Here is a 14,536-nt window from a genome sequence, read left to right as displayed (position 1 = left end):
TAGTTAAAGCGCTGTAAATTTTTAGGTTTATATTTAAATTATTTCATCATCATTTTTTGTTGAATTTAAATATACAGCGAATATAAAATTATTCTTAAGGGATTGCATTCTTATGATTGATTAAAGTTTTAATTGTCTAACAATTTATTATTTAGAGGTTATTTTTAATAAGTAAATTTAAATAATTAAATTAGATTAAAGAAGTTATTATAATAATTTAATAGTTTTTTGTTGCTTTTAAAGCAGTTTTATTATCTTTTTATTTTTATTAAGTATATGAAAATTTAAGTAATTTATTTATCTTTTGTTTTTTGTCTTAATGCTGTTGCTAATGTGTATCCGTAGGTAAATTATAGCCAATATATGAATATTTCAATTTTTTTATTGAGTGGTAATGCGTGTGACTTATTTTAATCGTGGAATTATAAATTGTAGTCATTATATGAATAATTTGTGAGTTTAATAAGGTAAAAATAATAATCTGTGATTTTATTTTTGTTTTTGTGGAATCGTATATTTTAAAAAGTGAATGGTAAGTGGTTTAAATTATGATAAGCATACTGATCTGAATAAAATGATGGATATATCGTTTTAATTAATAATCTTGGGGTGAAGTGAATTAACAATAGTCTGATTTATTTAATAAAAATTAATTAATTGTGAATTATAGAGATAAGCAACTTAAACAATGACAGAGTGGTAGTAGAGGTCTAAATACCACCCTATATTGAATAAAAATGACAGCCATATACTATGAGGAAAAACTAGCTTTTAGGATGTGCTTTTGGATTGCCATTGTGGGTAAATCGAGAGAATATAGCGCTGAAACTGTTGTGTTACTTTAGGATTATTTGAGCGTTTTAAATAGTCAAAAACGGCATTTAAATAAACTTCACTCGGTTGTAATTCAAAGCCTAAATTTTGACTGAGTTGAGTGTAATGTTGTTTGACCAGATCTGGATTTTCAGGAATTGATTTAATATTGATCTGCATGCCTTCAAAAATATAACGCAAACCGTCAAGGTTACCTTTCAATGGTACAGTGCCGTGATCCTCACCTTCATATTGGATATATTTATAGTTCAAATGTGCAAAGGGTTGTTGAGTTAAATATTGATTGAATTTTTGAATACCATTGTAATGGCTGTCCAAACTGGCGGTATTTTCACTGCTGCCGACTTGTGTCAAGAATAGTTTTTTATGCTGAAAATCTTTGTGCTTTACTTCCTTAAAACGCTTGAGCATGATTTCATCATCCCACCAAATACTGGGATCATGCACAATATAAGCTTGAATATTTTTGTGACCGTTGAGCATATGATTCAGTGCAGTGATTCCTCCAAAAGAATGACCAATCAATACATTTAAGCCATTAGTACGATATTTTTTTTCTACGTCAGGCATAAGCTCAGTTTCTAAAAAATTAAAGAAAGCAAGATTTCCGCCAGTTTTACCTTCGATCAGCCGTCCTTCTTTAATTTGAGGCTTTTGCGGTGTAGGTGTTAAATCACGTGCTCGATCTGTATTGACTATGCCGATAACCACCATTTCAGGTATTGAGGGATAAGGAGACTTAGATAATTTTTCAATAATCCCTGTCACATAATGAAAGTTACTTTCACTGTCTAAAAGATATACAACAGGGTATTTTTGATTGGGATATTGATTATAGCTGGCTGGTAGATAGACCTGAATTGCTCTTTTTTCATTTAATACAGTGGACACGAAGTTGTGTGTTTCTCCAATTTTGATGCTGCTATCCGCAAAACTGGGTATTGAGATTTGCATAGACAATACGCCCAAAGCCAAGTAGAGAAAAGTTTTCTTGATCATAGAAAGATCCATTCTATATTTGTGATGTCATCACACCAATTTAAAAAGTAAACACTTGCTCAATCAGCAGCAGGTATTATATGTAAATCAATACTTAGAGTATTGACCATGATGGGACTGGACCCATGCATGGTGCTTTAATGACGTTTTAAATCAAATTCATTTTTAAAATTTATATTGAATTGATGCGGTATAACGTCGTGGATCGCCATAAGTATTTGCCCACGTATTTAGACGGTATTTTTCATCAGTTAAATTACTGACATTTAGTCCAAGATTAAGATCTTTGTTGATTGCATAACGAGCCATTACATCAACTAAGCCAAAGGATTTTTGACGAAAAGCTTCATAATTTAGACCTGTTTTACTTTTATCATAAAATTCATTTTGCCAATTTACACCTGCACCAACGGTTAATTTATTTTCCATCACGGGTAAGTTGTAGGTGGTGAATAATTTAAATTGTTGTGTAGGGCGATCGGTATTGATACGTTGACCATTTTTATCTTTCGTTTCAGCTTGGGTATAGCCTGCTTGAATATTCCATTCAGGTAAAATTTGCCCTGAAATTTCAAGTTCAAAACCTTGCGTTTTTGCACCTTTGACGCCGTGATAATAAGTTGATCCCGCTGTTGTCCATCCATTGATGACAGCTTGATCTGTATCACTATATTTTCCAGCAGATTCAGCAACATTATCCATTTTTGCTTGAAAATAAGCGGCACTCATATTTAATCGGTCATCATAAAAACTTGCTTTAAACCCACCTTCATAATTGTCACCTTGCTGTGGGGCTAACATATTGTATGCATAATCACGGTTGGTTTGCGGTAAGAAAATATTGGTATAACTCGCATAAGCAGTAAGATATGAGGAGATATCAAAAGTAATCCCTGCATAAGGTGTAAATTGATTGGATTCTTTGATTTTAGAATCTGAAACTGTATTTCTAACTGTATTTGTAGAATGGGTTTTTAAATCATAATTGGACAAACGCCCACCCACAATAATATGTAAGGAATCAATCGGATTAAGTCGAGTTGCAACATAGTAGCCACTTTGCTGATAGTCTTTATTACTTACACCAGTCGCAATGCGAGCTTCTGGCGGGAGAGCAATTTGCCCATTCCATGTGTTTAAGTTAATCGTATCTTTACTACTATATCCTGCATAAGCATTGTTATTACTCTTTAGATTTTGATAACTTGCACCAAGCATCAATTCATGTTCACGTCCCAAAAGAGAGTAGTCGCCAGTGACTGAAAGATCTAAGCTATGTTCTTCTGGGCTGAAATCATTTTGTGATGCTGCAAGTGATGCAGTCATTTTGGTGTAGTCGACTTGGGCAACACCAATGACACCATATAAAGCATTAATGTCTTGTTTGGTATAGTTATAATTGGCTTGAATTTTCCAACGATTGTTGAATTCATGTTTTAACTCAGTAAATAAATTGAGTGTATCCACATTGCTATAAGCCCAACGTGCATTGGGGTTAAATTCACGATTGAACGGCATCAATGTGCCATCATCACCAAATACAGTAATCCCGTGTACACCTTGTCCATTGAGACGAGAGCGACTGAGTAGAGAACCAACACTGAACTGAGTTTTTTCGCTGAGATCTGCATCAACTACCGCATAAAGTGTGGCATCACGTTGATCTCCCCAATCACGCCATGAATCGCTTTGACCATAAGCAGCGACGACTCGCCCACGGACATCTCCTGACGATGTTAAGGCACTTTGCGCATCAAACGTTGAGCGAATCGCTTGATCTGATCCTACATTGAGTTGAATCTGACCTGTTGGTGTAGTACTGGTTGCATGTTTACGATTGAGATTAATACTGGCACTTGGATAACCTGCACCATTGGTGAGTCCAGCAGCACCTTTGAGTACGGTAATATTTTCATAAATAATGGGATTTAAATTGCTGAGAGATGAACCGTTTTTGCCACTGGTTGCAGGAGAGGTCATTACACCATCTACCTGATAGTTCAAGATTTGATTTCCCCGCGCATAATAGAATGTGTATTCACCACCATTCCCAACTGCACCTTGTGCACCATAGCGTTGTACATAAATGCCAGGTGTTTGTGATAAAACTTCTTCAACGGTATTTAAATTTTGATCTTCGATATGTTGGCTAGTCATCACCGTTACGGATTGTGGAGTTTCCTTCAAGGTCAGATCAAGCTTCGTTGCTGCTCGAGATTTTCTTTCAGTATATCTCGTGGTTTTTTCTGTATCGGCTTTTACTTCGATTGTTGGCAATTGGGTTGAGAAGTCTTCTGCGATTGCGGTACAACTGATCAAGGTGAGAGAGCTGAAAAGAACATGACGTACAGATAAGCTTAGTGTTGAAAGTTTCATTGGAATAAATTTTTTATAAAGATGTTAGTGATAATTATTATCATTTAAAATAAGGGTAAAAATCAATAAAGATTTATGCTCTTTTTAAATTTTTAATTTATTTACTTGAGGTAAGTTATTGATCCTCAATATTTTTCAAATAAGATCGAACAATTAATAGTGCTTATTATTAATATATTCTTCCATTAAATGGAGAATTGCTTAATCGGGCGAAGCTTGGTGAATATGAAGCAATCTCATTCAATTGAGCAGGGATAATGATACAGATTAGGCTAAAATATAAGCATGATTTTAAATCATACATCTTAATTCATAAGCTGTATTTCTCAGTAAAGGCAAAATTTGCTGAAGCAGTTGTTCATCAGTCATTCGATGAGTTTGTGCAATACAGTTTAGCGCTGCGACCGCATCACCTTGACCATTTAAAACAGGAACGGCAATCGCAATAACACCGAATTCATGCTCTTCTTTTGATAAACAATAATCTTGTTTTTGTACTTGATTCAATATTTGATAAAACTGAGTTTCATCTTGGATGGTATAAGCAGTAAGTCTTTTTAAACCATATTTGTTCAGCCATTGTTTTTGCTCTTCTGGACGCAGTGCTGCCAGTAAAACCTTACCTGTTGAAGTTGCATGAGCAGGTAAGCGATTACCCAAATGCATGCCGTACGGACTTACGCGTAGATTATCTTGTTGGGGTAAATAACTTCGTGCAATTGGCACAACTTCATGTTCATCTAAAACCACCAATGAAAAAGTCAAACCTGTTTGTGCACTCAATAAATTTAAAATCGGTTGTACAACTTTAGGGAGATGAGCAGAACTCAGATAAGAGCTCGATAAGCGTAATACTTTGTGTGTTAACCAGAAATAATGATCATCACTTTCTAAATAACCTAAATATTTTAAAGTTCTTAAATATCTTCGAGCTGCTGTGCGGCTTAATCCAGTACGTTCAGCAACTTGAGTCGAATTGAGTTTTTGACGATCAATACCAAAAGCTTCAAGTAAACTCAGTCCTTTGGCAAGTCCAGCGATGTAGTCGTCCTGCTTAATGGTTTCACCTGAAATTTTATTTTCGATTAAATCGTATCTCATCGTTCATTCATTCTCGATTGTATTTGACCGATATACGGTCATTGTTACCACTATACGGTGATTATCCAGTTTTCACCATATCAAAAGTACAGCAAAGAAATTAATTTAAGTGTCAGGATATGGAGAAAATATTATGGAAAATTTAACCACACAAGTTGCGATTATTGGTTCAGGACCAGCAGGGTTATTGCTTGGACAACTGTTGTTTAAAGCGGGCATCTCCCATGTGATTATTGAACAACGTAGTGCTGAATATGTAGCTGCACGCATTCGAGCAGGCATTCTTGAACAGGTCTCTGTAGATTTATTAGCCCAAGCGGGTGTGGACAAGAACTTAAAAAAGCTTGGACTGCCACATGATGGTATTGAAATTTTAACCAATGGCTTAAAGCATCGTGTCGATTTAGCTGAATTAACTCAGGGGAAGCAAGTTACGGTTTACGGACAAACGGAAGTCACAAAAGATTTAATGCATGCTCGTGAAGCGGCAGGTTTACCTACTTACTATGAAGCTGAGCATGTACAAATTCATGATTTTGAGCAAAACCCGTATGTTAGCTTTCAGCATAATGGTCAATCGTACCAGCTCAGATGTGATTTTATTGCAGGCTGTGATGGCTATCATGGGGTTTGTCGTGCAAGTGTGCCTCAAGATAGAATCAAAACTTTTGAAAAGATTTACCCATTCGGTTGGTTAGGTGTACTTGCAGATGTACCCCCTGTATCAAATGAGTTGATCTATGTGCAGTCAGAACGGGGCTTTGCTTTATGTAGTATGCGCTCTCAAACACGGAGTCGATATTATTTGCAAGTCCCTGTGACAGATCATGTTGATGAATGGTCGGATGAAAGATTTTGGAATGAATTAAAAAATCGTTTGGATGAAGAAAGCCGTGAAAAAATAGTAACAGGAGCTTCCCTTGAAAAAAGTATTGCACCTTTACGTAGTTTTGTGACAGAGCCAATGCGATTTGGAAAATTATTTTTGGCAGGTGATGCTGCGCATATAGTTCCTCCTACAGGTGCAAAAGGTTTAAATTTAGCAGCCTCTGATATTGCTTATTTATCACATGCTTTGATTGATTTTTATCACAATGACTCGGAGAAAGGCATTGAAGAATATTCTGAAAAATGCTTGAAGCGAGTATGGAAAGCGGAACGTTTTTCATGGTGGATGACGCATTTACTGCATCGTTTTGAAACAGAAAGCGAGTTTGATCATAAAATTAAACAGGCTGAATTGAATTATATTTTAGAATCAAATGCTGGATTAACCACATTGGCAGAAAACTATGTCGGTTTACCTTATGAAATTAAAAGTTTTAATGCTGAGAAATCTATGGATTAATGCTAATTGATTTGCACTGTAGTATTAAACGTGTTGATCTATTAAGCCGTCATAATTTCTGCGAAATTTAAGCACGTTTGTTTGCTTCACAAAAAAATAATCTTATATTTTGCAAATGAATTTATGTTCGACCTCAAATCGAATGTGAGATCTTAAAGAATGTGAACGTTAAGTGTGTCATCTCGCCACGTTTAACCATGGGGAAAAACGCGGCTGTTAAAATTAATTTATAATTTTGAATCAACGATCCTCGTGGTAGGATCGTTAGGATCATTCTGCAAGCAACTTAATTGCTATTCTGCTCAATCCAATGCACCAAGTCATAAATTTTTTCAGCGACTTCAATGCCTTTATTTTCAGATAATGAGTATTCAACATGCGGTGGAATGACAGGAAATTCTTTACGCACAACAAAACCATCATTTTCTAAATCACGTAAAGTTTGGGTCAGCATTTTTTCGCTGATACCATCAATTCTACGTCTCAATTCACTGAAACGATGCGTGCCTCTTCTTAAACAAAACATTACCAGTACGCCCCAACGATTAGTTAAATGCATTAATTGCATTCGAGACGGGCAATTTTTTGATAAAACATTTGCAGCTAAACAGGACGTGTCAGTTTTCATAGATTTTCCAAGATCAAGTCACTTACTTTTTTGTAAGTACTTACAAAAAGTAATTGTCTTCTTTACTATAACAAATATCAGCTGAAATGTGTTTTGCATATTTCGAAAGTCTATCTATTTCTAAGAGGAAGTTTATGGAGTCTCCGATTCTGCACTGGATTATTGATCCGATTTGTGGCTGGAGTTATGGTGCATTGCCTTTGATAAATGCAATTGAGGAAGGTTTTCCAAATCTTCAACGTTTACATCTTGGTGGTTTATATAGTGAAGATCATCAACCGCAAATGACGGCTGCAATGCGCGCACAAATTATTCATTATGATGAGCAAATCCATCAACTCACTGGCGTAAACTTTGGTGACGATTATAAAAATGGCTTGCTCAAAGACAGCACCTTAAAGATGAACTCAATTCCTGCAACACATGCATTGTTAAGTATCAAGCAGGCGCTGGGTCATGATTCGATGATGGTGTTATTAAATTTAATACAACAAGCTTACTATCTGAAAGGCTTAAATGTCACACAATATAGTGTGCTTGCTCAGCTCGTTGCTGAACTGGGTATTAGCCCTGACCAGTGGTCAAAATACTTAGAAGCTGTGGATCAAAATCAGCTAGATCAACACATAGATCAAACACGTCAACTGTTATCACGTGTTCGAGGACAAGGTTTTCCTACAGTGGTTTTTGAAAACCAACATGCGGAGATTGGTCAGCTTCCTATTCATGGTTTTTATAATAAACCACAGGATTTGGTACGTTTTGTAGAGCAACAATTACTTAAAACTTCATTTAATTCTAAAGAGAGATAAAGCAATGAAATTATTTTTAAAATCTATTCTAGTCAGTTCAGTTGCTTTGAGCGCCTCAGCATTTGCGACAGAACTTACCTATAAAGTGTATAACCCTCAAACTCAGGGTATTTTTCCTGTGACTTCGACTCTAATCTCGGGGGAAAAGGATGCAATATTAGTTGATGCACAATTTAGCACGCATGATGCTAAAAACTTGGTCAAGTTGATTCAAGACAGTGGTAAAAATCTTCAATATATTGTGATTACCGCAGGTGATCCAGATTATTACTTTGGTTTAGAACCTTTGGTTCAAGCTTTTCCAAATGCTAAAGTGATCGCTACGCCAGAAGTGGTTAAGCATATTGAAGCCACAAAAGTTGGTAAATTCGCCTATTGGGGACCGATTTTAAAAGATGCTGCACCCACTCAAGTGATTGTTCCGAATGCCACTGAAGCAAAATCAATTGAATTAGAAGGTGAAAAAATTGAAATTAAATCACCTGGCAAATATGCATCTTATCTTTGGGTACCACATAACCGTACCATTCTTGGTGGGGTAGGGGTATCTTCTGGAATTCATTTGTGGACAGCAGATACACAAAGTGAAAAACAACGAGATGCTTGGAAGAAAACACTGAAACAAATGAAGCGTTTAAGCCCAAGTGCTGTTATTCCTGGGCATTATATCGGTGATATTCCAAAGGCAACACAAGCCATTGATTTCACTTACCAATATCTTGTGGATGTCGATAAAGTTTTAAAGGATCATAAAGATTCTGCATCAGTTATCGCTGCATTAAAGGAAAAATATCCAAATTTAGCTGAAGAAAGTTCTTTGGAGTTGAGTTCTAAAGTGCTCACAGGCGAAATGGAATGGAAATAATTTAATCCTTGTTTTGATCATGTAAAAATGATCTATGATTGATACGATATGCGCTTGAAACTTAATCTATTTATTTAGGTTAAGTTTCTGGTTTTGTAGCTACTTATTATGATCAAAAAGAATAAAAGAAAAAAATGCTACGAGTCTAAATTATTCAATTAAATATTAAAAATCAAATATAACAACAGAATTACATTTTTAATTGAATCATGTTTGTCATATTTCATCAGATGAATCAGATACCTATTTTCACTGAATGATATCTGATTTAAATGTACTGCATATTTGTGTTTTAAATTTGTATGTCTAGGGGTTTTCCCTCATTCAAAACGTGTTTTACTCAAGAATATACTCTAGTTCCTAAGCCTAACCACAAAAAGATTTTTTGGAGCGTAACATGACTGAATTAAGTAAACTGCCAACCCCAGATTTAGCTGAAGATAATGCTTTTTTCCCATCCCCATACTCTTTAAGTCAATATACATCTTCAAAAACTGATTACGATGGGACAACTTATCCAACACCGTATACAGGCAATAAAAAAATACTGATGATTGCAACGGATGAGCGTTATATCTTGATGCAAAATGGAAAGTTTTTTTCAACAGGTAATCATCCAGTAGAAATGCTCCTTCCTGTATTTCATTTGGATGCTGCAGGTTTTGAAGTGGAGGTGGCTACACTTTCGGGGAATCCTGTCAAACTTGAAATGTGGGCAATGCCCAATGAGGATAAAGCTGTTTTAGATACTTATCACAAGTATGCTGAAAAACTTAAAAATCCATTGCAGCTTGACGATATTCTTACTGAGGCGATCAGTGAAAATTCGCCTTATGCTGGTATATTTATCCCGGGTGGGCATGGTGTTTTAGCAAAAATTCCAGAAAGTAAAGCGGTAAAACAATTACTAGCGTGGGCGGTAAAACATGATAAGTATGTAATTACCTTATGTCATGGTCCGGCATCATTACTTGCTGCCGCTGTAGATGAAAAGCCTGAAAACTATATTTTTAAAGATTATGAGATTTGTGTTTTTCCAGATTCTTTAGATCAAGGTGCAAATATTGAAATTGGTTATATGCCGGGTGCTTTACCGTGGTTGGTGGGTGAAAACCTAGAAAAATTGGGGGTAAAAATTCTCAATAAAGGTATCACGGGGCAAGTACATAAAGACCGTAAACTACTGACTGGGGATAGTCCTTTAGCTTCAAATAATTTGGGTAAATTAGCGGCTGAAACTTTACTGGCTGATCCTGAATTGGTTTAAACTTTGAGGAAAGTAGTCTCTGCAGAGACTACTTTCGATGCTAAAAATTTAATTGAAAAGTTTATAATAAATAAAAATTTAATGCTGATTTTTAACCAAGAGATTAAAATTGACAAATAAAGCGCTACGATTTGCACCACATCAATTGGCTGATCTATTGTTTCAGACAGTGTATCAATTGAATCAGGCGCATTACCTGCAACAGGTTTTTCAGATTCTGGTGAGTTTTGCAGCAACATTAAATTTTGATCGTATTATTGTTTGTAGTGTTTTCCCTCACAATCAAAGTGAATGGGTGGATGAAATTTTCTTTGTTTCAGGACCTTGGTCGAATGTTGAAAATATTGATGAGCGTGAAATCTATTTACGTCGTTGCCCCATCACTCGTCATATTTTTGAATATGATGAACCCTTTTTTTGGACAAAGACTTTAAATAAAAAAACCGGAAAAGAAAGCTATCGAGTTATTAAAAATACGTTGTATCAAGATGAGCTCAGCGGAATACAAGTCCCTATTTTTGGTCGAACTGGTTTAGAAGGTGCTTTTTCCTTTGCTGGAAACCTCTCTGATGTCAGTGATGATTTTAAATTAATGGTTCAAATGATATGTCAGTTTGCATTCCGAAAAATTTTATCCTATCGACCTGATACTTCGGTACAGCAGCGTAAATTGACCCAACGAGAAAAAGAAGTGCTGAAATGGGCTGCAATCGGACGTAAACAGATTGAAATCGCGGAAATCTTAAAAATTTCAGAGCGAACAGTCGAAAATCATTTAAGAAATGTTCGTAAGCGTTTGGGGGTAAAGTCCACAGCACAAGCGATAGCTTCAGCAATGGTCAGCAAAGAAATTGAAATATAGAGACGTTGCTGAGGGGGATTGATTAAATCAAGCGTGGGTCATTCAACTCTGATAAAGCTGAATTCCGATTGATACTTTTACTGAAAAAATTAGCGTATGTCTTTTAGACTTCTCACTAGATCGTGATCGTGTTGTGATGAATTGAGAGGCGACAAAAGTCGCCATCCCAAGCCATTTGTAAAGCCACTACAGTGAACGCTTATTTAACACCAGTTTTTTGCATACCTGAATCATTCACTATTCAATTATTCACTATTCAATTATTCACTAGTAAATCATGAATGATTTTAAGGTATCTATTTGACTGATTAAATCATACGAATTGAATCGTTTTTTAATTCATTCCTGAATCAAACTCCATTATTCCGCAGTTTCAAATTGTTTAAGTGCTTTAAAACGACCAGACTCAGCATCTTGGTTATGCCGACGTGCGAGCAGGCTGTATATGGTTGGCAAAACAAATAGGGTGAAGAATGTTCCAATCAGCATGCCACATACAATCACCAGCCCTAAGCCAAAACGGCTATGTGCGCCAGCACCAGTGGCGAACAGTAGAGGGATCAGACCAAACACCATTGCCGCAGTGGTCATGAGAATCGGACGTAAACGAATTTGAGCTGCTTTTAGAATGGCTTCTCGCCGATTTAAACCTTCGTGAACTTGCAGTTCATTGGCAAATTCAACCATCAAAATACCATGTTTACTGATCAAACCAATTAGTGTGACTAAACCAATTTGGGTATAGATATTGACAGTTGCAAGCCCAAACGCCAAAGGAATCAGCGCACCACAAATCGAAAGAGGTACAGTGATCAGAATAATAAAAGGATCCATCAGGCTTTCATATTGAGCAGCCAGCACCAGATAAATGACGATCAATGCCGCTAAAAATGCAAACATTAAACTGTTGCCTTCTTGCATATACTGACGTGCATCTGCTTGCCAGTCATAACTAAAACCTGTTGGCAATTCCACAGCGACCTGTTCAAGAAAAGCCAAAGCTTGACCTAAAGATACACCCGGAGCAGGAATTGCCTGAAAAGTTGCTGAGTTTTGCTGATTAAACTGAGTGAGTTTATTCGGTTCGACCTGTTCACTCAAATGTACTACAGTCGAAAGTGGGATCAGTGAGCCTTGATCTGTACGGACAAATTGTTGGGTTAATGCTTGTGATGTCAAGCGCTGCTGACCAATACTTTGTGGTATTACATCATAAGCACGTCCTTGCATACTGAAACGATTGACATAATTTTCACCGACTAATGTTGCCAGTGCTTCGCCAATATCTTGCATACGTATCCCTAAGCTATTGGCTTTGGATTGATCAACCTCTATCCGTGTCATGGGATTATTAAAATCTAGATCACTATCGACCACCACGAAAAGCCCACTGTCACGCGCTTTCTGTTTGATGTTCTGCATGGTTTGGTAAAGCGTAGAATAGTCTTGCGAAGTCCTTAATACCATCTGTACCGGTAAGCCTCCAGTAGAGCCGGGTAGCGATGGGTTTTGAAACACGAATATACTGGTACCTTCAACACTGCCGACCTGACTTTGTAGACCTTGTTGAATTTCATCAGCAGAGCGAGTGCGTTCATTCCACGAGGAAAGTGTGGTTCCACCAAAACTAGAAGCGGGTCCATCAGTCCCATTAATAATCCATGTCGTACTGGTTTCAGGAAAGCGCCAAAAGATTTTATCCAGTTCAAGATTAAAATGTTCAGCATACTTTAGGTTGGCATGTTGTGGCGCTTTAATGGCTGTCAGTACACTTGCTTGATCTTCGAGAGGTGCCAATTCTTTTTGTGGCAATTGATAGAGCAAGGGGAGACTGGCAAAAACACCGATGGCAAAAAGTACAGTGATCCAACGGTGATGCAATGAAAAATCCAATATTTTTCGATAGGTTTGCGTTAATTGTTCAAAAAACCATTCAGCTGCCTTTGCCATTTTTCCTTCTTGCTGTTTAGATTGAAGCAGAAATGAACTCATGACTGGGGATAAGGTGAGGGCGATGATGCCTGAAACTAAAACAGCGCCAGCCAGTGTAAATGCAAACTCTTTAAATAAAGAACCTGTGAGCCCTCCCATTAAACCAATAGGCGCATAGACTGCTGCAAGAGTCATGGTCATTGCAATCACTGGACCTGCAACTTCTCGAGCACCAATCATCGCAGCTGCTATTGGAGATAAGCCTTCTTCGATATGACGATGGACATTTTCCACCACCACAATTGCATCATCCACCACCAGCCCAATCGCAAGGACCATCGCCAAAAGAGTCAACAAGTTAATGCTAAAGCCACAAAGCAACATCAGTCCCAATGCACCAAACATGGACAAAGGTATAGTAATCACTGGAATCAATACACTACGCAAAGAGCCTAAACATAAATAGATCACTGCAATGACAATCAACAGTGCCTCGATAAAAGTGTGTAAAACTTCATCAATCGATGCATCGATAAAGCGTGCTGTTTCGTAGGCCAAATTGACTTTGACACCTGGAGGCAAGGTCTTTTGAATTTCAGGTAATTTGTCTTTAATACCTTGAACAATGACCAATGGATTTCCTGTTGGCTTGGCTTGTAATCCGATAAATATCGCAGGCTTTCCATCCATAGATGCACTGGTTTCTGTCGATGCTGCACCTAACTCAACTGTAGCGACATCTTGAAGTCGAATTAAATTCTGTCCGTTATTTTGAATCACCAGATTTTTAAAATCTTGAATACTGGTGAGGTTGGTGGAGACATTGACATTGGAAATCACCAGCTCACCTTTAACCTGTCCCGGCGCAGCTTGATAATTATTTTGGCGAATGGCGTTAGCAACATCAGCAGCCGTAACCCCTCGACTTGCTAGACGATCTGCATCCAACCAAATTCGCATGGCTAAACGTTGACTACCATAAGATTGTACTTTGGCAACACCCTCAATGGTGGAGAGCATTGGCTCGACAACTCTGGACAAATAATCACTTAACTCTGGCAATGACAATTGTTCTGTGGAAAATCCAATATAAGCAACATCCGTTGATTCACCTGAGGAACGTTCAATCACAGGGTCAAAAGCCTGTTGTGGCAGTTTATAGCGAACCTGATTCACTTTAGCCATAACCTCGGTTAATGCCTGAGTCGAGTCTCGATTCAATTGCATTCTAAGCGTAATGACACTACGTCCTTGGACCGTAGAAGAACTCAAATAATCAATCCCTTCAACTGAAGAGACGGCTTGTGCAATCGGTTGAGTAACAAAACCTTGTAGTAGTTCAGCAGATGCACCGGGGTATTCAGTACTGATACTAATGGTTGAGCTTTCAAGTTGTGGGTATTGACGGATCGGCAGTTTATTTAAGGCAAATAAGCCTGCCAATAAAATTAAGGTACTTACCACCAGCGCAAGTACAGGGCGTTTGACAAAAAGATCGGTAAACTTCATGGC

General features: G+C 37.2%; 10 protein-coding genes. 5 read left to right on the top strand and 5 right to left on the bottom strand.

From position 1 onward, the window contains the following. Window positions 1-771: 771 nt before the first annotated feature. From I9192_RS16860 to I9192_RS16850, 3 genes are all read right to left on the bottom strand, one after another. Window positions 772-1,833, bottom strand: a complete 1,062-nt coding sequence (locus tag I9192_RS16860) for an alpha/beta hydrolase (RefSeq protein ID WP_005033336.1) — start codon at window positions 1,831-1,833, stop codon at window positions 772-774. 165 nt (window positions 1,834-1,998) lie between these two features. Beyond that, window positions 1,999-4,209 carry a TonB-dependent siderophore receptor gene (locus I9192_RS16855; RefSeq protein WP_200149948.1) on the bottom strand — a complete coding sequence of 737 codons (2,211 nt, stop codon included), beginning with the start codon at window positions 4,207-4,209 and terminating at the stop codon, window positions 1,999-2,001. Window positions 4,210-4,500: 291 nt separating this feature from the next. After that, window positions 4,501-5,310 (bottom strand): IclR family transcriptional regulator domain-containing protein, encoded by an 810-nt coding sequence (locus I9192_RS16850; protein WP_042088222.1) that lies wholly within the window; start codon window positions 5,308-5,310, stop codon window positions 4,501-4,503. Window positions 5,311-5,443: 133 nt separating this feature from the next. On the opposite strand from I9192_RS16850, the gene pobA reads away from it, so the two are divergent. After that, the gene (pobA, locus tag I9192_RS16845) at window positions 5,444-6,658 is read left to right on the top strand and encodes a 4-hydroxybenzoate 3-monooxygenase (RefSeq protein ID WP_151805803.1); all 1,215 of its coding nucleotides are present in this window, start codon (window positions 5,444-5,446) and stop codon (window positions 6,656-6,658) included. Window positions 6,659-6,944: 286 nt separating this feature from the next. Here pobA and I9192_RS16840 read toward each other — a convergent pair whose 3' ends face one another. Beyond that, on the bottom strand, window positions 6,945-7,286 hold the full coding sequence (locus tag I9192_RS16840; protein WP_005033331.1) for a winged helix-turn-helix transcriptional regulator: 342 nt from the start codon (window positions 7,284-7,286) through the stop codon (window positions 6,945-6,947). 134 nt (window positions 7,287-7,420) lie between these two features. On the opposite strand from I9192_RS16840, the gene I9192_RS16835 reads away from it, so the two are divergent. The 4 genes from I9192_RS16835 (at window position 7,421) to I9192_RS16820 (ending at window position 11,092) form a co-directional block, all read left to right on the top strand. Next, window positions 7,421-8,098, top strand: a complete 678-nt coding sequence (locus I9192_RS16835; RefSeq protein WP_200149947.1) for a DsbA family protein — start codon at window positions 7,421-7,423, stop codon at window positions 8,096-8,098. Between the two features lie 4 nt (window positions 8,099-8,102). After that, window positions 8,103-8,963: a Vmh family MBL fold metallo-hydrolase gene (locus I9192_RS16830; RefSeq protein ID WP_046760571.1), complete on the top strand. Its 861-nt coding sequence runs from the start codon at window positions 8,103-8,105 to the stop codon at window positions 8,961-8,963. A 397-nt stretch (window positions 8,964-9,360) separates the two neighbouring features. Next, the gene (gene hchA / locus I9192_RS16825) at window positions 9,361-10,230 is read left to right on the top strand and encodes a glyoxalase III HchA (protein WP_151804076.1); all 870 of its coding nucleotides are present in this window, start codon (window positions 9,361-9,363) and stop codon (window positions 10,228-10,230) included. A 109-nt stretch (window positions 10,231-10,339) separates the two neighbouring features. Continuing rightward, window positions 10,340-11,092 (top strand): PA1136 family autoinducer-binding transcriptional regulator, encoded by a 753-nt coding sequence (locus I9192_RS16820; protein ID WP_200149946.1) that lies wholly within the window; start codon window positions 10,340-10,342, stop codon window positions 11,090-11,092. Between the two features lie 360 nt (window positions 11,093-11,452). On the opposite strand, the gene I9192_RS16815 is transcribed toward I9192_RS16820, so the two are convergent. Continuing rightward, window positions 11,453-14,533, bottom strand: a complete 3,081-nt coding sequence (locus tag I9192_RS16815; RefSeq protein WP_200149945.1) for a MexW/MexI family multidrug efflux RND transporter permease subunit — start codon at window positions 14,531-14,533, stop codon at window positions 11,453-11,455. Window positions 14,534-14,536 lie beyond the last annotated feature (3 nt).

The sequence above is a fragment of the Acinetobacter bereziniae genome, assembly GCF_016576965.1.
GTDB lineage: Bacteria > Pseudomonadota > Gammaproteobacteria > Pseudomonadales > Moraxellaceae > Acinetobacter > Acinetobacter bereziniae.
This window is presented reverse-complemented; position numbering and strand designations above follow the sequence as displayed.

Excerpts from the sequence above, each read along its gene's own strand:
- I9192_RS16860 (WP_005033336.1), bottom strand. The coding sequence starts at position 1,833 with ATGATCAAGAAAACTTTTCTCTACTTGGCTTTGGGCGTATTGTCTATG.
- I9192_RS16855 (WP_200149948.1), bottom strand. The coding sequence starts at position 4,209 with ATGAAACTTTCAACACTAAGCTTATCTGTACGTCATGTTCTTTTCAGC.
- I9192_RS16850 (WP_042088222.1), bottom strand. The coding sequence starts at position 5,310 with ATGAGATACGATTTAATCGAAAATAAAATTTCAGGTGAAACCATTAAG.
- pobA (WP_151805803.1), top strand. The coding sequence starts at position 5,444 with ATGGAAAATTTAACCACACAAGTTGCGATTATTGGTTCAGGACCAGCA.
- I9192_RS16840 (WP_005033331.1), bottom strand. The coding sequence starts at position 7,286 with ATGAAAACTGACACGTCCTGTTTAGCTGCAAATGTTTTATCAAAAAAT.
- I9192_RS16835 (WP_200149947.1), top strand. The coding sequence starts at position 7,421 with ATGGAGTCTCCGATTCTGCACTGGATTATTGATCCGATTTGTGGCTGG.
- I9192_RS16830 (WP_046760571.1), top strand. The coding sequence starts at position 8,103 with ATGAAATTATTTTTAAAATCTATTCTAGTCAGTTCAGTTGCTTTGAGC.
- hchA (WP_151804076.1), top strand. The coding sequence starts at position 9,361 with ATGACTGAATTAAGTAAACTGCCAACCCCAGATTTAGCTGAAGATAAT.
- I9192_RS16815 (WP_200149945.1), bottom strand. The coding sequence starts at position 14,533 with ATGAAGTTTACCGATCTTTTTGTCAAACGCCCTGTACTTGCGCTGGTG.